The organism is Pseudomonas sp. R4-15, assembly GCF_055768815.1.
In genome coordinates, this window is sequence record NZ_CM147293.1 from 4,065,387 (window position 1) to 4,084,101 (window position 18,715).

Annotated in this window: 19 protein-coding genes and 1 riboswitch; of the genes, 5 read left to right on the forward strand and 14 right to left on the reverse strand. The window is 66.1% G+C overall.

Annotated elements, in window-relative coordinates; translation table 11 throughout:
• Positions 1 to 13: 13 nt before the first annotated feature.
• From ACYRGX_RS19655 to ACYRGX_RS19670, 4 genes are all read right to left on the reverse strand, one after another.
• Positions 14 to 703, reverse strand: coding sequence for a YiaD family glycine zipper/OmpA-like lipoprotein (locus ACYRGX_RS19655; protein WP_473054110.1), 690 nt, complete (start codon positions 701 to 703; stop codon positions 14 to 16).
• Between the two features lie 160 nt (positions 704 to 863).
• Entirely contained in the window at positions 864 to 2,234 is a 1,371-nt protein-coding gene (locus ACYRGX_RS19660) for a DUF1329 domain-containing protein (protein ID WP_473054111.1), read from the reverse strand.
• Between the two features lie 27 nt (positions 2,235 to 2,261).
• On the reverse strand, positions 2,262 to 4,163 hold the full coding sequence (locus tag ACYRGX_RS19665; protein WP_473054112.1) for a DUF1302 domain-containing protein: 1,902 nt from the start codon (positions 4,161 to 4,163) through the stop codon (positions 2,262 to 2,264).
• Positions 4,164 to 4,473: 310 nt separating this feature from the next.
• Complete coding sequence (locus ACYRGX_RS19670; protein ID WP_473056734.1) at positions 4,474 to 5,097, reverse strand: LysE family translocator; 624 nt, start codon at positions 5,095 to 5,097, stop codon at positions 4,474 to 4,476.
• A gap of 75 nt (positions 5,098 to 5,172) precedes the next feature.
• Here ACYRGX_RS19670 and ACYRGX_RS19675 point away from each other — a divergent pair, with 75 nt between their 5' ends.
• From ACYRGX_RS19675 to ACYRGX_RS19685, 3 genes are all read left to right on the forward strand, one after another.
• Positions 5,173 to 6,138: a 2-hydroxyacid dehydrogenase gene (locus tag ACYRGX_RS19675; RefSeq protein WP_473054113.1), complete on the forward strand. Its 966-nt coding sequence runs from the start codon at positions 5,173 to 5,175 to the stop codon at positions 6,136 to 6,138.
• A 3-nt stretch (positions 6,139 to 6,141) separates the two neighbouring features.
• A complete protein-coding gene (locus ACYRGX_RS19680) occupies positions 6,142 to 7,146 on the forward strand; it encodes a methyltransferase (RefSeq protein WP_473054114.1) in 1,005 nt (334 codons plus the stop codon).
• Between the two features lie 60 nt (positions 7,147 to 7,206).
• A riboswitch (yybP-ykoY riboswitch) is annotated at positions 7,207 to 7,391 on the forward strand.
• 23 nt (positions 7,392 to 7,414) lie between these two features.
• Positions 7,415 to 7,996: a TMEM165/GDT1 family protein gene (locus tag ACYRGX_RS19685; RefSeq protein ID WP_473056735.1), complete on the forward strand. Its 582-nt coding sequence runs from the start codon at positions 7,415 to 7,417 to the stop codon at positions 7,994 to 7,996.
• A gap of 31 nt (positions 7,997 to 8,027) precedes the next feature.
• Here the strand turns inward: ACYRGX_RS19685 and ACYRGX_RS19690 are convergent, their stop codons facing one another.
• Genes ACYRGX_RS19690 through ACYRGX_RS19710 form a run of 5 tightly spaced genes read right to left on the reverse strand, consistent with a single transcriptional unit; the run spans position 8,028 to position 13,385 of the window.
• Complete coding sequence (locus ACYRGX_RS19690) at positions 8,028 to 8,951, reverse strand: SMP-30/gluconolactonase/LRE family protein (RefSeq protein WP_473054115.1); 924 nt, start codon at positions 8,949 to 8,951, stop codon at positions 8,028 to 8,030.
• 4 nt (positions 8,952 to 8,955) lie between these two features.
• Positions 8,956 to 9,912, reverse strand: a complete 957-nt coding sequence (locus tag ACYRGX_RS19695; RefSeq protein WP_473054116.1) for an ABC transporter permease — start codon at positions 9,910 to 9,912, stop codon at positions 8,956 to 8,958.
• Complete coding sequence (locus ACYRGX_RS19700; RefSeq protein ID WP_473054117.1) at positions 9,909 to 10,877, reverse strand: ABC transporter permease; 969 nt, start codon at positions 10,875 to 10,877, stop codon at positions 9,909 to 9,911. The genes ACYRGX_RS19695 and ACYRGX_RS19700 overlap by 4 nt, the downstream gene beginning before the upstream one ends.
• Positions 10,871 to 12,334, reverse strand: coding sequence for a sugar ABC transporter ATP-binding protein (locus tag ACYRGX_RS19705; RefSeq protein WP_473054118.1), 1,464 nt, complete (start codon positions 12,332 to 12,334; stop codon positions 10,871 to 10,873). Before ACYRGX_RS19705 ends, ACYRGX_RS19700 begins: the two co-directional genes overlap by 7 nt.
• 34 nt (positions 12,335 to 12,368) lie before the next feature.
• Positions 12,369 to 13,385, reverse strand: a complete 1,017-nt coding sequence (locus ACYRGX_RS19710) for a substrate-binding domain-containing protein (protein WP_473054119.1) — start codon at positions 13,383 to 13,385, stop codon at positions 12,369 to 12,371.
• Positions 13,386 to 13,639: 254 nt separating this feature from the next.
• Here ACYRGX_RS19710 and ACYRGX_RS19715 point away from each other — a divergent pair, with 254 nt between their 5' ends.
• Together ACYRGX_RS19715 and ACYRGX_RS19720 are read left to right on the forward strand one after the other, a co-directional pair.
• Complete coding sequence (locus tag ACYRGX_RS19715; RefSeq protein ID WP_473054120.1) at positions 13,640 to 14,914, forward strand: GAF domain-containing sensor histidine kinase; 1,275 nt, start codon at positions 13,640 to 13,642, stop codon at positions 14,912 to 14,914.
• Positions 14,889 to 15,608, forward strand: a complete 720-nt coding sequence (locus tag ACYRGX_RS19720; RefSeq protein ID WP_473054121.1) for a response regulator transcription factor — start codon at positions 14,889 to 14,891, stop codon at positions 15,606 to 15,608. The genes ACYRGX_RS19715 and ACYRGX_RS19720 overlap by 26 nt, the downstream gene beginning before the upstream one ends.
• A gap of 11 nt (positions 15,609 to 15,619) precedes the next feature.
• Here ACYRGX_RS19720 and ACYRGX_RS19725 read toward each other — a convergent pair whose 3' ends face one another.
• From ACYRGX_RS19725 to ACYRGX_RS19745, 5 genes are all read right to left on the reverse strand, one after another.
• On the reverse strand, positions 15,620 to 16,603 hold the full coding sequence (locus ACYRGX_RS19725) for an NAD-dependent epimerase/dehydratase family protein (protein WP_473054122.1): 984 nt from the start codon (positions 16,601 to 16,603) through the stop codon (positions 15,620 to 15,622).
• A 25-nt stretch (positions 16,604 to 16,628) separates the two neighbouring features.
• On the reverse strand, positions 16,629 to 17,444 hold the full coding sequence (locus ACYRGX_RS19730) for a M48 family metallopeptidase (RefSeq protein WP_473054123.1): 816 nt from the start codon (positions 17,442 to 17,444) through the stop codon (positions 16,629 to 16,631).
• A 79-nt stretch (positions 17,445 to 17,523) separates the two neighbouring features.
• Entirely contained in the window at positions 17,524 to 18,138 is a 615-nt protein-coding gene (locus ACYRGX_RS19735) for an SOS response-associated peptidase (protein WP_473054124.1), read from the reverse strand.
• Positions 18,139 to 18,171: 33 nt separating this feature from the next.
• On the reverse strand, positions 18,172 to 18,432 hold the full coding sequence (locus ACYRGX_RS19740; RefSeq protein WP_473054125.1) for a putative signal transducing protein: 261 nt from the start codon (positions 18,430 to 18,432) through the stop codon (positions 18,172 to 18,174).
• Positions 18,432 to 18,614 (reverse strand): CPXCG motif-containing cysteine-rich protein, encoded by a 183-nt coding sequence (locus ACYRGX_RS19745; RefSeq protein WP_473054126.1) that lies wholly within the window; start codon positions 18,612 to 18,614, stop codon positions 18,432 to 18,434. Before ACYRGX_RS19745 ends, ACYRGX_RS19740 begins: the two co-directional genes overlap by 1 nt.
• Positions 18,615 to 18,715 lie beyond the last annotated feature (101 nt).

The following is an 18,715-nucleotide window of genomic DNA, read 5'->3' on the forward strand; positions in this document are numbered from 1 at the left end:
GATTCAACCGATTTCAGCGAACCTGCTGCTGCTCGGGCAGGCCACGCAGATTGATTTCGACCCGACGGTTCTGCGCACGGCCTTCTGCGGTGGCGTTACTGGCGATCGGCTGATCCGGGCCGGCACCCCGCGGACTGACGCGGCTGGGGTCCACCCCCTGAGCGGCCAGGTAGCTGGCAACGCTCTGCGCGCGGCGCTCGGAAAGACCGAGGTTGTACTGCCGCGTGCCGGTGCTATCGGTATACCCGACCACCTCGATGGTGTTCTGGTCGAACTGTTTGAACGAGCTGGCCAGGTTGTTCAGCGGTGCGTAGAAGCTCGGCGCGATGTCCGCCGAATCGGTGGCGAAGGTGATATTGCCGGGCATGATCAGCTTGATGTCATCGCCCTGGCGCTGCACCTCGACCCCGGTGCCTTCCATGCTGCGGCGCAATTCGGCTTCCTGGCGGTCGGCGTAGTAGCCATAGCCGGCGGCGGCGGCGCCGGCGAGCACGGCGCCAATGGCGGCGCCCTTGCCACGGTCGTCATGGTTGATGGCGGCGCCCGCCACTGCGCCCGCCAGCGCACCGAGGCCGCCGTAGGTCGCGGTCCGGTTGCCACCGGTGGTGGTGCCGCCACTGTTGGCGTAAGGATTCTGCGAAGCGCAGCCTGCCGTGAGGGCCAGCAGGACGGAACCGATGAGCAGTCGGGAAGGCGTCAGCATCGGGAAAACTCCTTGTCTCGGGAAAGAATGGCAGCGTCGCCAGATGCGCAGGATACGACGGCACTGATGGCGTTGGACTCTAGCCCGTGGCCGAAATTCATTCCACGACCCGCATGACAAGCTCGCCGCGCACGCGCTCAAGGCGCGTGCGCGGTCACACTCAACGTACCCCGGACTGACGCAATGCGGCGGGAGTGAAGTCGCTTTCGGTGGCGCTGTAGCCGAACTCGTAGGCGCGCTTCTCTTCGTTCTTCATGCCCAGCGCCAGGTAACGGCCGGACTGCAGATCGTAGAGCGCCTCGAGGGTGCTCCAGGGCACCTGCTTGTCGTAGTAGTACTGGCTGTGCGCCTCTGCGACGCGCCACAGGTTGTCGCGTCCGTCGTAGTGGTCGATGACCGCGGCCTGCCAGGTGTCCTCGTCGATGAAGAAGTCACGCTTGGCGTAGATGTGCCGCTCGCCGGGTTTCAGCGTGGCGGTGACATGCCAGACGCGGTGCAACTCGTAGCGCGCCAGATCCTGGTTGATGTGCCCGGCCTTGAGGATGTCGTCGTACTTCAACGTCGGCGAATCGAGGCGGTAGCTGTTGTAGGGGATGTACAGCTCCTGCTTGCCGATCAGCTTCCAGTCGTAGCGGTCGGGGGCGCCGTTGTACATGTCGAGGTTGTCCGAGGTGCGCAGGCCGTCGGCAGCGGTGCCCGGACCGTCGTAGGCCACCTGGGGCGCACGCCGCACGCGGCGCTGGCCGGCGTTGTAGAGCCAGGCCAGGCGCGGCTCCTTGACCTGATCGAGGGTCTCGTGGACCAGCAGCACGTTGCCCGCCAGACGCGACGGCGCGGTGACGCGCTGCTTGAAGTAGAACAGCACGTTGCTCGGCTTGTTGGGATCGTAGTCCTTGAGCTGGTCGCGGAAGACGAATTCGTCCTCGAAATACACCAGGCTGTAGGAGCCATTGGCCTGTGGCGTGGCCTGGGTGACGAGCCGACGCACGCTGCCACCCCGGTAGCGGGTGATGTGGTTCCAGATCACCTCGAGGCCGTCCTTGGGAATCGGGAAAGGAATCGCCGTGCGGAAGTCTTCCAAGCCATTGCCACCCTGTACCAGCTTGCTGTGGGTAGCGTTGTAGCGGATCGCCTCGAATACCGAAGCAGGCAAGGTGGCGCTGCGGTGACTGGGATAGACCGGCATCCGGTAGCTGTCCGGGTAGCGCTTGAACATCGCCAGTTGGCCGGGGCTGAGCTTGTCGCGGTATTGCTCGACGTTCTGCGCGGTAATGGTGAACAGCGGCTTCTCGGCAGCAAAAGGATCGGCGAGGAAGCCACGCGCATCGACCGCGCCGGCGTTGGTCGGCAGTCCACCGTCCCAGGCCGGGATGGTGCCCTCGGCGTTGCCGGCCTTTTCCGCGCCGATGGGGGTCAGACTGGTCCCTAGCTTGGCCGCCTCGGCCTCGCTGACCGCGGCCAACGCCCCGCGGCTCAGCAGCAAGGCCAGCCCGAGGGTACTCAATTGCAATAGCGTCTTGCAGGTCTTCATGGCGGTCTAATCCTTGTTGTTATGGGCTCAGAAGTTCATGCCGAAGCTCAGGGAGACGAAGTCCCGGTCGCGCAGAGTGTTGTACTTGCCCCCGAAGAAGTTGGTGTAGGAAAGGCTGGCGGTGTAGGTGTTCTGGTACTCCGCGTCCAAGCCCAGGCTGACGGCCTTGCGGCCCTCTTCGAAGTTCGCACCCGGGCCCGGCGAATAACCGCGCACGTCGTGCGACCAGGCGACATTGGGCTTGAGGTTGACCCCGGCGACCATGTCCGGGTATTCCCAGATGGCGCGAGCACGGTAGCCCCAGGAGTTGCTGGTGGTGAAACCGTCGTTCTCGCAGTAGCGGCTGACGTTCTCCGCCGTCGGATCGCCCAGGGTACCGGCGTTGAGAGTCTGGCAGGTGCCGGCAGGCAGTGGCCCGGGACCGAAGATCGGGTCGCGGCCGTAGCGCGCCTCGGAGCGGCTCTCCAGCCCCCCGACATGCACGAAGCCGATCTCGCCAACCAGGGTCAGGCGGCTAGCGCCCATCACCTGGTCGAGGAAGTGCGTGAAGGTGGTCTGCAACTGGGTGATTTCCTTGCGCCGGTAGCCATTCAGATCGGCGCCCGGCGTGCCCTGCAACACCGAATAGTTTGCATCAATGGGGGTGATGCCGGCGTAGAGGATGTCGGTGGTATTGAGTTGCACCGGCGCGTTCGGTCGGTAGCTGATCTCGCCACTCCAGGCGGTGCCGGTAGGCAGCGTGGTGGAGAAGCTCAGGCCGTAGAGGCGGATGTCCTCGGGATACTCGACGAAGTACTGGCTGTTACCGGCCACGGTGGCGGCCGCGAGACCGGTGAGGGTCTGCGTGATACAGGTGACGTCGCCACCGCAGATCGTGCTGACGGTCCCGTTGGCGGCCGTGATGATGCCCGGTACCGCGTCGTAGACGCCCGGCGCGGCGGAGCTGCCGCTGAAGATGGGCAGCCGACTGTGGTAGTTCATGAAATAGGCACCGAACTCGGTGTCCAGCGGCGTGGAATACCAGCGCAGCGCAGCCCCGAACTGGCCACCATCACGGGCATCGCGGTCGGGCCCGCGGGGTACGGTGACACCTTCGCTGGTGCTGCCGTAGGCATAAGGCCCGGCAAACGGCGCCAAGCCGGCGAGTGCCGGACTGAGCACCTGCAGGTTGCCGTCGCAACCATCGGCGATGACGTCAGGCTGGGAGAAGAAGGTGCCGCAGTTGTCGACCACCGTCTGGTCCCACTCCAGCTGGTAGAAGAACTCCGCGGAGAGACTGTCCGTGAGACTCTGCGACACATAGAACGCATTCACCGGGATCAGCCCTTCCTTGATCTCCGAGCCGGGCCGGCGGAAGGCCGAGACGTCCACCGGGTTGAAGGCGTTGATACCGTTCTGCAGGAAGGTGCTTTCCCCCCAGTTGATGACCTGCTTGCCCAGGCGGACGGAGCCCGGCAGGTCGCCAATGGCGTAGTTGTGGTAGATGAAGGCATCGAGCAGTTCGGCCCCGGAAGACTTCGCGGCGGTCTTGCGATTGGAATCGCTGATGTCCTTGAACTCACGGCCCTCGTCCTTGAGCTCGAAGTCGTACCAGTACTTGCCCCGCAGGAACACACCGGTGTCGCCGTAGCGCAGCTCGAGGTCATGCACGCCCTTGAAGATCTTCGAGAAGGTCTCGCCGCGCTTGAAGTTCAGATGGCCATCGTCGGAGGTCTGCGATAAACCGCGACCGCCGTTGTTGACGCCGATGAGATCGCTGTCCGGTTTGGCGGTGGACCAGCTGGCACCGATCGACAGGGACGAATCGAACTGCCCCTCGATCTCCCCGATATTGAAGGTCACCGCGAGGGCTGGCGTGGCCAGGGTCGACGCGATACTGACCGCCAGAGGCAGCCGCGCAGGCCGCCAGATCTTTTGAATGGTGCTCATCGACGCTCTCCATCTGTTGTTGTTATTTCTGAAGCGACTATAGCCAAGCGTGTCGGGGCAACCGTCGCAAAATGTGACAAGTCACTACAGTAGGCCTCCCAACCACGCCGGGAGAGCGAGCAATTAATACGCCAAATGCAAAAGAGACCCATGGGTCACATTTTGCCCCAGGCCAGACAAGGGTCGCGGAGAGCGGAAACCCGCGGGTCGGATAAGGACCCATCGGTCGACGGAAGAGACCCCGGCGAGCCCCCAACGTTCGCTACATCACCCCTGGGAAGTTAGGTAACAGCGCAGGGGCAAAGCGGACTCAGTGGGACTGCACGAAGGCCAAGCGGACACCCAGGGCGATCAGAACGCCGCCCATGGCGCGGTCGAACCAGTGCCCCATACGCGCGAAGCCCGCACGCACCCGGGCATGGCTGAACAGCATCGCCACCAGGCAGAACCAGGCTGCGGTGGCACAGGCCAGATAGACCCCGTAGGCAGCCTGGATGGCTAGCGGCGTGTGCGGATCGATGACCACGGTGAACAGCGAGAGGAAGAACAGCGTCGCCTTGGGATTCAGGCCGTTGGTGACGAATCCCCTAACGAAAGCACTGCGCGCGCTGCCCACTACGGCAGGTTCGATGTCGGCCACCGCCGGCGCCGGCCGCGCACGCAACGCGCGGATGCCGATATACAGCAGGTAGGCGGCGGCCGCCCATTTGAGCATGTTGAACAGCAGGATCGACTGCGATACCACCAGGCCGATACCCAGCAGCGAATAGCCGACATGCACGAAAATGCCCAGGCCAACGCCCAGCGCCGTGAAGAGGCCGGCGCGACGTCCCTGAGCGACGCTCTCGCGCACCACCACGGCGAAATCCGGGCCGGGGCTGGCGACGGCAAGCAGGTGGATCAGGGCGACAGTGGCGAACTCCATCAGGTACATGCGCGGCATCCAGCGGGTGGCTCTGTTAGGCTGCACACCTTAATTCCAGAGTCTCCGATTAAAAAGGTACAGCTGATGAGCAACAGTCTGCGCGCCGTCTTCCTCGATCACCCCTCGCTCGATCTCGGCGACCTCGACCTGGGCCCGCTGCGTGCCCGCCTCGAGGAACTGGTGCTGCACGAGCGCAGCGCTCCCGATGAGGTCTCGCAACGTCTGCAGGGCGCGCAGGTCGCGATCAGCAACAAGGTGCCGCTAAGTGCCGCGACGCTCGAAGCCAATCCACAGTTGAAACTGATCCTGGTGGCCGCCACCGGCACCAACAACGTCGACCTGGAGGCCGCGCGTCGCCTGGGCATCACGGTCTGCAATTGCCAGGGCTATGGCACCGCCTCGGTAGCCCAGCACACCCTGATGCTGTTGCTTGCGCTGGCCACGCGTCTGCCGGACTACCAGGCAGAGATCCGCAACGGACGCTGGCAGCGCGCCGAGCAATTCTGCTTCCTCGACTTCCCGATCGTCGAACTGGCCGGCAAGACCCTGGGCATCCTCGGTTATGGCGAACTCGGCCAGGCCGTGGCGCGCCTCGCCGAGGCCTTCGGCATGCGCGTGCTGATCGGACAGATTCCCGGACGCCCGCTGCGCGAAGGCTACCTACCGCTGGAAGAACTGCTGCCACAGGTGGATGCACTGTCGCTGCACTGTCCGCTCAGCGAGCAGACCCGCAACCTGATCGGTGCCGAGCAACTGGCAGCCATGAAGCCTGGTGCCTTCCTGATCAATGCCGGGCGCGGCGGCCTGGTCGAGGAGAACGCCCTGGCCGAGGCGCTGCGCAGCGGCCATCTCGGCGGTGCCGGTTGCGACGTGCTCAGCCAGGAACCCCCGCGTGACGGCAATCCGCTGCTCGCCGCGGACATCCCGCGCCTCATTCTCACGCCCCATAGCGCCTGGGGCAGCCGCGAAGCGCGCCAGCGCATCGTCGCGCAACTGGCCGAGAACCTCGAGGCCTTCCAAGCCGGAAAATCCCTGCGCGTGGTGGTTTGAGCCATGGATCCGCGCTGTGAGGTTCTGCTGCGCCAGGCCGAGCTGTTCGAAGGTCAGTTGCTGCTGGCCGGCGCGCCAGCCGACGACGTACTCGGTCATTTGCCCCAGGCCCACGCCTGGAGCTGGCACGCTGGCGAGCACGCGCTGCTCGCCAGCCGCTTCGCCGGGCGTAGCCATTTTGGCGTCGAGCCTCCGGCCGGTGACTGGCGCAGCGCGGTGCTGTTCCTGCCCAAGTCCCGCGAGCTCACCGAGTACCTGCTGCAGGCATTGGCCGCCCCGCTGGCCGGTCGCGAGCTGTACCTGGTCGGCGAAAAGCGCGCGGGGATCGAACGTGCCGCCAAGCAACTGGCGAGTTTCGGCCAACCGCGCAAGCTCGACAGCGCCCGCCACTGCCAGCTCTGGCAGGTCACCGTCGAGCAGGCGCCAGCGGCGCCACAGCTGGAGGCGCTCGCCCAGCGCTACACGCTCGACGCGCCCGGCGGTGCCCTCGAGGTCGTCAGCCTGCCCGGGGTGTTCGCCCACGGGCGCCTGGATCGAGGCAGCGCCCTGCTGCTGGAACACCTGGACGCGCTCCCCGAAGGCGACCTGCTGGACTTCGGCTGCGGTGCCGGCGTGCTCGGCGCCAGCCTGGCGCGGCGCTATCCCGACAGTCGCGTGCATATGCTCGACGTCGATGCCTTCGCCCTCGCCGCCTCCCGCCTGACCCTGGCCGCCAACGGGCTGCAGGCGGAGTTGATCGCCGGCGATGGCATCGCGGCAGCGCCCACCGGGCTCGCCGCGATCATCAGCAACCCGCCCTTCCACCTCGGCGTACACACCGACTACCGAGCCAGCGAGGCCATGCTGATCCACGCCGCTCGACACCTGCGCCCCGGCGGGGAGCTGCGTCTGGTCGCCAACGACTTCCTCAAGTACGCGCCCCTGCTACAGGCCAGCCTGGGCAACTGCAGCGCCCTGGCCGCTGCCGAAGGCTTCCGCATCTACCGGGCGCAGAACAGCGCCCGGTAACGCGAGATTCACAGCCCGGCGACTTGCCTACGCCGTTCGGCTTCGGCAGAATGCCGGCGTCCCTGGGGGAGTAGTCTCCGGCAGCTAGTCCGCTAGCCTGCCGGGCCGGCGTCAACATACTTGGTCCACAGACCATGGCGCCCGCATCCTTGGCCATCACGGCCGCGGCCTGACAAGACCCATGACATCCACACCTGAGCCCGGGGCGGGCAGGTCGTGTATGTCATGGCGTGACGAGGCCCGCCCCTTGAGGAAATACCCCACCGTGATGGAATCCCTGTTCGTCCCCACTCTGGTCGTAGCGCTGGCAGAGATCGGCGACAAGACCCAACTGCTCGCTCTCGTACTGGCCGCGCGCTTTCGCAGACCCTGGCCGATCATCGGCGGCATGGTCGCCGCCACCCTGGCCAACCACTTCGCCGCTGGCGCCGTCGGCGCCTGGGTCGCTTCGCTGATGGCGCCCTCCGTCCTGGCCTGGCTGCTCGCCGCCTCGTTCCTTGCGGTCTCCGTCTGGACCCTGATTCCCGACAAGCTCGATGACGACGAAACCGGCAGGTTGCGCCGCTACGGCCCCTTCGTCACCACGCTGGTCGCCTTCTTCCTGGCCGAGATGGGCGACAAGACCCAGGTCGCCACGGTGATGCTCGCTGCGCAGTACCCGCACTTCCTGCTGGTGGTGATGGGCACCACGCTTGGCATGCTGCTGGCCAACGTCCCCGTGGTGCTGGCCGGCAACTTCGCCGCCGAGCGCCTGCCGCTCAAGCTCATTCGCAGCATCGCCGCTGCGCTCTTCGCCATCCTCGCACTGGTCGCGGCCTACCAGGCCGCACAGCTTTCCGGCTGGCTGTGACGTTCCGGCTGGCCCTTCGGGGCCAGCCACCTCATGGGGTCTGGGCGCCGCGCACACCGACGAAGATCGCGTACAGCGAAGTGTTCGCCGTGATGAACAAGCGATTGCCCCTCGCCCCGCCGAAGGTCAGATTGGCAACCGGCTCAGGCAGCAGGATTTTCCCCAGCAAGCGGCCATCCTCGGCGAAGCACTGGACGCCATCCCCGGCGCTGGTCCAGACGTTGCCCTCGACATCAACGCGCAAACCATCGGGAATGCCCGGCTCGATCTCGGCGAATACCTTCGACTCACCCAGCCCTCCCCCGGCGTCGACCGGGAACACGCGGATGTGGTGGGCGCCCTGGGGGTCATGGGTGCGCGCCGAATCGGCGACGTACAGCCGCGAGAAATCCGCGGAGAACGCCAGGCCATTGGGTTGCTGGAAGTCATCGGCCATGCACGCCACCTCGCCGCTGTGCGGATCGATGCGGTACAGGTGCGAGCCCTTCTGCTCGGGCTCGGCGCGGTAGCCTTCGTAATCGCTGAGGATGCCGTAGGTGGGATCCGTGAACCAGATCGAACCATCGGCATGCACCACGACGTCATTCGGCGAGTTCAGGCGTTTTCCCGCGAAGCGCTCGGCCAGTACCGTAATGCGCCCGTCGGGTTCGGTGCGGGTCACGCAACGCCCACCGTGCTGGCAACTCACCAGGCGTCCCTGACGGTCCCGGGTATTGCCGTTGCTGTAGTCCGCGGCGGCGCGGAACACCGACACATCGCCATTGGGCAGCCAACGCAGCATGCGGTCGTTGGGGATATCGCTCCACACCAGGTAACCGCCGTCGTTGAACCAGACCGGGCCTTCCGCCCAGCGACAATTGTCGTAGAGCTGCTCCATCTGGGTATTGGGTATCACCAGCCGGCGAAAGCGCTCGTCGGCCACTTCGTATCGAGGTTCGGACAGGGTTGGCCTCATGTGCTTATCGTCTCGCTGCGCCACTGACCGCCGTGATCACGGCGATGATGATGAGGCCGGTCAGGACCATGCGTACCCCTGCGCCCAGGCCGAAGGTGTTGAGCATGCTGACCAGCAGATAGAGAAACAGCGAGGCGCCCCAGATGCCGGCGACGTTGGAATAGCCACCGCCCACCGAGGTGCCGCCGATCACCACCACGGCGATGGATGCCAGCAGGTATTCCTCGCCCATGGCCAGCGATGCGCCACCGGAGAACCCGGCCAGCAGCAGCCCGCAGAGGGCCGCGAAGACACCGCTGATCAGGTAGGTCGCAAAGCGCAAGCGCTCGACCCCGATACCCGCCAGGGCAGCCGCACGGGGATTCTGGCCAATCGCGATGACGCCCCGCCCATACAGGGTGCGTCTGAGCACCACGGCCATCAGCAGCGCCAGCACGGCGACGAACAGCGCCATCAGCGGCACGCCCAGCAGCCGTCCGGTGGCGAAGCCGTAGAACAGCTCCGGCGGCTGGATGCGTACGCTGCGACCGTAGGCGATGGCCGTCGACAGTACGAGGAAGCTCGACGACAGGGTGGCGATGATCGGCGGGATACGCAGCAGGCGGATCAAGGCGTAGTTGCAGGCTCCGACAGCGGCGCCGCAAGCCAGGCCACCGAGCACGCCGAGCCAGATCAGGCCGTCCTGGTGGTACATCAGCTTCATCGCCACCGCACCACTGAGTGCGATGTTGGCGGGGATCGACAGGTCGATGTTCCCCGGCCCCGTGGTGATCACGAACATCTGGCCGATGCCGGCCACCGCGAAGAATGCGGAAAAGCTCAGCGCACCGGTCAGCAGCGCCGCTGTCCCGGTGCCGCCGGTGAAACCCACGGTAGCCAGCAGCACCAGCGCCGCCGCTACGTAGGACCAGATCCACGGCCGCTGCGTGGCGAGCGAAGGCAGAGCAAGCGGAGCATTCATCGGCGCACCTCCCCGATACGATTGGCCAGGGTCCGCAGCGCCAGCACGATGATCAGGATCGCCCCCTGGGCACCGATCTGCCAGTCCGAGGACACGTGAATGAACGACAACAGCGAACCGGCCAGGACCAGCGTCAGGGCGCCCAGCACCGCACCGATCGGTGCGATCCGCCCGCCGACGAACTCCCCGCCGCCCAGGATCACAGCGGCGATCGACAGCAGCGTGTAGCGCATGGCGACACCGGCGTCCGCCGAGGTGGTCAGGCCGACCAGGAACAGTCCGGCGAGCACGCCGAAGCCGCCGGCCAGGGCATACAGGGTGACCCGTGCGCGCAACAGGGACCAACCCGCCTTGGCGACCGCGGAGGGGTTGCCGCCTGCCCCGCGCAGGGTCACGCCGAAGGTCGAGCGGATCATCAGCTGATGCACCAGCAAGCCCAGCGCCAGACACACGAGGATCGCCAAGGGAACCCCGGGCGTACGCCAGGAAACCAGCGTGTGCAACCACCCCGGCGCCGAACCACCTGGCTCCGGCAACAGCAATACGGCGGCGCCCGACCAGACGAAGGACATGCCCAGCGTCACCACGATGGATGGCAACTGGCGCAGGTGGATCAGCGCGCCCAGTAGCGCATAGATCGCCACGCAGCCACACAGCACCAGGACGCCGAGCCACGGATGCTGATCGAGCAGGGTCGCCGATACGCAGGCGACGAAGCTGATGAAGGCACCCAGCGAGAGGTCGAGGTCATTGCTGGCGATGATCATCATCTGCGCGATGGTCGCCAGCGCGATCGGCACCGCCAGGTTGAGCATCAGGTTGAGTCCCAGGTAGCTCATCGCCCGTGGCTGCATGGCGAAGATGACCAGCAACAGCAACGTCAGGGAAAAGGCCGGCAGGGCGCTGCGGATCAACCGCGGCAGATGCGAACGCCACTGCGGCGGGGTGTACTGCAGACTCAGCATACGGCTTCCTCTTCGAAGGAGCTGCGCAGCACCTGCTGCTCGGTCAGTTCGCTGCGCGGAAAGTCGACCACCGCCTCGCCATCGCGAAACACATAGATGTGGTCGCAGTAGTAGAGCTCTTCCATTTCCGTGGTGTACCAGATGAAGGTCCGGCCGGCGGCGGCTTCGCGCTGGATGCGAGCGTAGACTTCGCGCTTGGTACCCACGTCCACGCCGCGCATCGGGTCGTCCATCAGGATCAGCGACGCCGGCGAGGCCAGCGCACGGGCGAACAGCGCCTTCTGTTGGTTGCCGCCGGACAGCGAGAGGATCGGCAAGCCCAGGTCCGGCGTGCGGATGCCCATTTCGCGCTGCCAGCGCTCGGCCAGATCCTGCGCGCGGCGGGCATCCAGCAGGCCGCCACGGCGCAGGTTCTGTAGCGAGCTGACGACGATGTTCTCGGCAATCGACCAGAGCGGGAACACGCCCTCGGTCTGGCGATCTCCCGCCACGAAGGCGCTGGCTGCCGCGTGCCGGCGTGCGCGGAACACCGCATGCAGAAAGGCGCTCTGGCCATGCCCCGCAAGACCGGCCAGGCCGATGATCTGTCCCTCGCCCGCGCGCACCAGGCGCGCACCGGGCCGCCGGCCACTGGCCTGCTCGACGCGAAGCACGCTGCCCGTCGCGCGCTGACGGTGCTGGACGCGGGTTTCGTCGACGTCGCTGGCCAGGGCGTGGCCCATCGCGGCGACCAGCGTGTCATGGGTATAGCTGCGAGCCTCGCCCACTTCGACGATGCAGCCATCCTGCATCACCGCGATGCGGTCGCAGGTCGTCAACATCTCGTCGAGGATGTGGCTGATGAACACCACGCTGCCGCCGTCGGCGACGAAGCGTCGCACGAAAGCGAGCAACTGCCTGGCGACACGCGTATCCAAGGAAGACGTCGGCTCATCGAGGATCACCATCTTCAGCGGCGCGGCGCCCTCGGCGATGAAGGCCCGGGCGATCTCCACCATCTGCCGCTCGCCGATGGAAAGGTCGGCGACGACCGCTCCCGGACGGATCCGATGGCCGGGAAAGATGCGCTCCAGCATCTCGCCGATGACCTGCGCCGCACGCTTGCGCCAACCGAAGCCACGGAGCTGCGGACAACTGATGAAGGTGTTCTCGATCACGCTGAGGTTGGGACACAGCGACAGCTCCTGGAACACGCAACGCACCCCCCGGGCTTGGGCCCGGGCGACATCGTAGCCGGCCGCCTCGCGCTCGCCGTCGAAACTCAGTTGCCCGTCGTCGCAGGTCAACGTCCCGGCGAGGACGTTCATCAGGGTGGATTTGCCCGCACCGTTGTGGCCGATCAGGCCCAGGCATTCGCCGCGGCGAATCTGCAAATCGACATCCGATAGCGCCCGCACGGCGCCGAACGACTTGCTGACGCCGCGCAGCGCGACGCCGCTCCGCTCCCACTCGCTCATAGCTCTCTCCCGTTTTCCGCCGGTGGCGGCTGCGTCAGTGGGCTGCCTTGAGCGCCAGCGCGTCATCGACGGTGTAGGGCTCGGTCACGATCGAGCCGGGCGCCAACCCGTCGAGCGCGGACTCCAGGGTTTGCGCCGTCACGGTCGTCGGCGGCGAGCGCAGGTCCTTGGGAAACTCATGGCCGTCGAGAATCTGCTGGGCCACCCAGAAGGCGAGCGAGGAAATGCTCGGCGAACTGGAGATGGAGAAGGTCTCGTAGCCGCTGGCGTCCTTCTGGTGCTTCCACCAGGACAGCTCTTCCTCGCGGTTACCCATGACGATGACCGGCAGCGGGCGCCCGGAATTCTCGAAGGCCTGGGCGACGCCGAAGCCATCGTCACCCTGGGTGACGACCGCATCCACCTTCGGCAGGCTGGGCAACACCCCGGCGACGGCCTTCTGCGAGGCGGTCTGTGACCAGTTGCCGTTCACCGAGCCGACGATCTTCAGGTTGCCGTGCTTCTTCGCACCGGCCTCGATGCCCTGGTGGATCAGCTCGTCCACGGACACCCCTGCCAGGCCGCGGACCTCCAGCACGTTGGCACCGTCGGGAAAACGCTGGGCCAGGTAATCCATCTCGGCGACACCGCTGGCGGGGAAGTCCATCGACACACGCCAGGCGCAGGGTTCGGAAACCACGCCATCGAAGGAAACCACCACGATGCCGGCATCGCAGGCCTGGCGCACCGCGCCATTGAGCGCGGTCGGCGAAGCAGCATCGATGACGATGGCGTCATAGCCCTGGAGGATCAGGTTCTGAATCTGCGCGGCCTGCTCGGTGGCCTGGTTCTGCGCGGTGGTGAAGGAATCCGCCCCAGCGATCAGGCCATCGGCCACCGCCTTGTCGGTGGTGGCCTTCCAGCTCTCGAGCATCCCCTGGCGCCAGGAGTTGCCCGCATAGTTGTTGGAAAGCGCGATACGTTTTTCGGAGGTATCGGCCTGCGCGGCAGTCGCCAGGCCCAACGCAAGAGCGGCAGCGAGCAGAGTCGCGGGTACGGGACGCGTCATCATCGTGGAACCCCTTGTTGTTTTTTTCGGGTATTGCGAACCGGCCACTCGGGCAGCCTGGTTGCTTTTTGAACGCGAACTCAGTCTATAGTCAGACAATTTTGCCCGTCAGGGTCGCTTGTCGCAGGATTTGCGCACGCTCCCGCAGCCGGCCTGCGGGTTCCCGCAGAAGAAAAGCAGATCATTGCACCCACCCAACCGCCCAACGCGATAGCGTTGCAAGCGAGTCGACAACAACAATAAGCAGGACCCAACCCATGGCCATACGTCCTCAGGTCAGCGCCGAGGCGGTGTTGCGGCACTTTCTCGGCATCTCGCGGGCACTCGCCGGACAGCTCGAATTCCAGTCGATGATCGATGCCGTTTCCGCGGAGATACGCCCGATCCTGCCGCACGATCACCTCGATGTGACCCTGCTGCTGCTCGATGGCGAGAATCACATCGCGGCCTACGAGACCGGTGTCCATACGGCCTGGAGCGAGTTCGCGAAGAACCCGGTCCCCATCGTGCGCAGTCCCATTCGCAACCTCTTGCTGGGGCAAGAGGCCTACATCCTCACCGATGACGCCACCCGCGATCCGCGTTTCACCTTTCCCGGCGCGATGAACCACCCCATCTTCGAAGCTCAGTTGCGTTCGCGGCTGCATGTGCCCCTGCGCGCACGCGGCGAGATCATCGGCGCGCTGTCGTGCTCGACCCATGCCCCGTCCTTCTATACCCGTGAAGATGTGCAGCACACCCAGCACGTGGCGGACCTGCTGGCCTCCTACCTGTATGCGCTGCGCCAGGCGGAGCGTGCCAGGCAGTTGGCCATCGCCGAGACCGAGACCCGCGCCCGCGGCGAGGGACTACGCCTGGGCGCCCTCGGCCTGACAGAACAGTTGGAGAACGAGCGTCAGCGCATCGGCATGGACCTGCATGACCAGACCCTCGCCGACCTGACGCGCCTGCACCGGCGCATCGCGCGCCTGCTCAACGTCCCTGGCGAGGTCAGCGAGGAGTTGATGGCGATCAGCGCCTCGCTGCAGGACAGCATGCGCGAGCTACGCCGCATCATCGATGCGGTGAAACCCACCGTACTGCAGCTCTTCGGTTTCGAGGAAGGCGTCGAAGACCTGCTGATCGGCACGGTCAAGAACAGTGGTCTGCCGATCGAAACCACCCTCGTGGACGAAACCCACGGGCTCGGCAACAGCCTCGACGAGCCGATCAAGACCGGACTTTTCCGCATCGTCCAGGAGGCGATCAACAACGCCATCAAGCACGCCGACGCCCGCCATATCGAAGTCCGCATCGACACCCGCGAGGACTGCCTGCGCCTGCGCATCAGCGACGACGGCCAGGGCATTCGCAATGCCCGTTCATTCGATAGCCGCGGTCTGCGCAACATGCAGACGCGGGCCCAGCTGATGACCGCCCACCTGGCGATAACCCCACGCCAGTCCGGCCCCGGCACCGTGGTGCAGGTGGAGCTTCCCCTTCCGCAAACCGCCAGGAGCGAGATCGATGGATATTCTGCTGATCGAGGATGATCCGGTGCATCGCGCCTTCCTCAAGGAGGTCGTCGAGAGCGCCATGCCCGAATGCGAAACCCTGCTCGAAGCCAGCAATGGCGCTGAAGGCGAGGCCTTGGCGACCCAGCACGGCGTCGCGGCCGTGGTCATGGACCTGCAGATGCCGCAGCGAACCGGTATCGAGGCGGCCAAGAGCATCTGGGGGCAACGCCCGGACACCTCCATCCTGTTCTGGTCGAACTACGCCGACGAGGCCTATGTCCGCGGCATCTCACGCATCGTCCCGCCGGATGCGGCCTATGGCTACATCCTCAAGACGGCCTCCGAGGAGCGTCTGCAGCTGGCGCTGCGCAGTCTGTTCATCGAGCAGCAATGCGTGATCGACCGGGAGGTTCGCGGCGTCCAGCAACAGGCCCAGGATCGTCACTTCGGCCTCAGTGACAGTGAGTACGAAGTACTCCAGGACATCGCGCTGGGGCTCACCGACAAGGTCATCGCCCAGCGCCGCAACCTCTCGCTGCGCAGCGTGCAGAACCGGCTGCAACAACTCTACGAAAAACTGCACGTCCACGATCCAGGCCCGGAAGGCAGCCAGACCTTCAACCTGAGGGCACGCGCAGTGAACGTGGCGATACTGCGCAAGCTGCTGAACCGCACGGCCCTGGAGCAGGCCGAGGCGGAGCTGCAGGCATGGATCAACCGACGGGCATGAGCATCAGCCGCTCAGAAGTACCCCTGCTCGCGAAACCAGCCGATGCTGCGTTCGAGGATGCCGTCCACGTCGCGGGTGGCTTCGAAGCCGAGTTCTTCCCGCGCCTTCCTGCCGTCGAGGAACTGTCCGCCGGCCATCAGCGCGAGGTCGGTGCGGCTGAGTTGCGGACGGCGGCCACCGAACGGACGCAGTACGTGCTGGGCGGCGTTGAGCAGACGCGCCTGGGCCAGCGAGACCGGGCGCGGCGCGTCCACGCCCAGTCGGCTGGCGATACGCGTGACCAGGTCGTCCATCTCGATGTTCCAGCCGCACAGCAGGTAACGCTCGCCCAGGCGCCCGCGCAACAGAGCGGTAAGCAGTCCACGGCCCGCATCCCCGGCGTCCAGCAGGTTGCGTCGACCGGGCACGTAGCGCGTCAGCTCGCCGTGGGCAATGCGGGTGATCAGGCTTCCCGTGGAAGGGGCGAAATCGTACTCGCCTAGACATAGGCCGGGCACGCCGATCACCACCGGCAATCCGCTGCGGGCCTGGTCGCGGGCCTGGCGTTCCAGCGCCCACTTGCACATCAGGTAGGGGTTGCGCGAACGCGGCGGTTCCTCGTAGAAGAGCCCTTCATGCCCGGGCCTTCCCTGCGGATGCAGGGGCAGGCCGATGGCCGAGCCGGTATAGAGAATGCGCGGCACGCCGGTGATCCGGCAGGCGGCATAGAAATGCGCGGTCTGGTCCATGGCGCTGACCACCACGTCCTGCCAGTGCGCGCCACGCCGAGGCATGCTCCCGGCGCAATGGATGACCCCATCGAGCCCCTCCAGCGCGCGGCACATCGCGGTCTGATCGAGCAACTCGGCACAGCGCAATTCGGGCTTCAGGTAAGCCAGGCGTTCGACTCGGGAGGCATTGCGATGAATGGCGACCAGCTCGTGGCCGGCCGCACGGACGGCGCGTGCGCAGTGGTGCCCGAGCAGGCCCGTGGCACCCAGTACGCCGATCTTCACCCCTGGCGACTCCGCCGCAGCCCGGTCAACCCTTCTTGGCCTGCTGGTAGAGCGGCATGACCTTGGGGATCGCGGCCTGCAGCGAGGCGATGCGGCTGCTCGAAGACGGGTGAGTGCTCATGAACTCCGGCGGCGCGCCTTCGCTGGCGGCGGCCATCTTGTTCCACAGGCTGATGGCGGCGTTCGGGTCGTAGCCTGCTCGCGCGGCCAGTTCCAGGCCGATCAGGTCAGCCTCGTTCTCGTTGCTGCGGCTGTTGGGCAGGGTCATCAGGTACTGCACGCCGGTATTGGCCAGTTGCAGGCCGCCCTGGCCAACGCCCAGCGCGGCGGCGATCTGTGAGCCCATCTGCACGCCGTAGGCCTTGGACATCGCCTCGCGGCCGTGCTCACGCAGGGCGTGGGCGATCTCATGCCCCATGACCGCCGCGAGCTCGTCGTCGCTGAGCTTGAGCTGATCGATCAGACCGCTGTAGACGATGATCTTGCCGCCGGGACCGCAGTTGGCGTTGAGTTCGTCGCTCTTGATCAGGTTGACCTGCCAGTCCCACTGCGCCGCATCGGCGCGAAACACCGGGGCCTGGGCGATCAGACGCTTGGCGATGCGGTCCACCTGCTTGGCCTGTGCGCTGCTGCTGTCGAGGGCCTTCTCCGTGGTGGCCTTCTGCAGCGTCTCCTGGTAGGACTGCGCGTACATCTCGTTGACCTGTTCGGCCGAGAGCATGCTGAACATGTACTGCTTGCGCTCCACGCCTACCGCACCACCGCTGGTGGTGTTGACGGCCTGGCAACCGGCGACGCCCAGGGCCGCGACGAGCCCGGTGAGGATGAGTTTTCTGGCCATTGCGGGTCTCCCTATCGAACCGGCACGTATGCTAGGCCGCGACACGGCCGGCGGCAACTGCGCGGATATCAGGCCGGCGTCAGGCAGGCGTCAGGCAGGAGGGATCGTCCAGCCGTGGATCATTCACCAGCGTCGCCAATGGCCGCTCGCGCAGGGGGGCCGAGGGTTTCAGCAACAACAGGCGCAAACGCTCGGCGGGCGCGTCCGCGGCCAACCAGAGCGCTTGCCCCGCCTCGTCCAGCGCCACAGGGCGGCGCAGGTTGGCGGCGGCGCGGGTCACCAGCGCCAGGCTGAGCCAGGTCTGCCCCTCCACCGGGTAGGCTTCCCAGAGCCCGGCAAGATGCAGCAGCCCCTGCTCGGCGGCCAGCCAGAACGGGCGTTTGCGCACCCCGCGCCACTCGTAGAAACCATTGACCGGCACCAGACAGCGGCGCTGGGCGAAGGCCTCGCGGAACATCGGCTGTTCCGCCAGCGTTTCGCTGCGCGCATGCGCCGGGGTGCGCGAGAGATCCTTGAGCCACGCCGGCGTCAGCCCCCAGCGTGCGAGGTCGGCTCGTAACTCGCCATTCACCTGGCGCAACATCAGCAGGCGGTTGCCGGGCGACTGGTTCCAGTGCGGCGCAAGGTCGCCGGGAAAACCGGGCAGGTCGCTGAGCGTGCGATTCCAGCGAAACAGGGCGAGGCGTCCGGACATGCGCGATGCCTTCAGAAAAACGAGGCCGGCATGCTAGCAGATCAGGTCGCCGGAGAAGTCTTCCGGCTCCTCGCCGGGCAGGGGCGCCGCGTGGTTGTACTCCGCGATCAATTGTCGCGCGCGCTCGGCTTCGGGATTCTCCACCGTCAGCGCCAGCAAGCCGCCGATCGGCAATTCGCCCAACGCACCGAGCAGATGCCCGCCGAGCAGGTGTGCCTCGATACCCTCGCTGGCGAGCATGTCGATCAGCATCTGCGCCTCGATCAGGTCGCGGGGCTCGTAGATCCGCTGCATCAGTCGTCCTCCCGCCGCACGTCCAGGGTCCACTGCTCGCCATCGCTGCGCAGATCGAAGAGAATCGGTCGGCAGCACACCGGGCAATCCTCGATATACTGCTGGTCGCCTGCGGAAAGATCGAGCACGGCCTGGACCGGCTCGCCGCAATAGGGGCAGTCGTAGTCCTCGATTTCCAGCATCTAGAAGCCCTCCACGCCAATACGGGTATAATCGCCGGCCCGAAGCCAGGGTGCGAGTCCGCTGGCCCGCCGCTGCATGCCGGTGATCGACTGCCTGATCG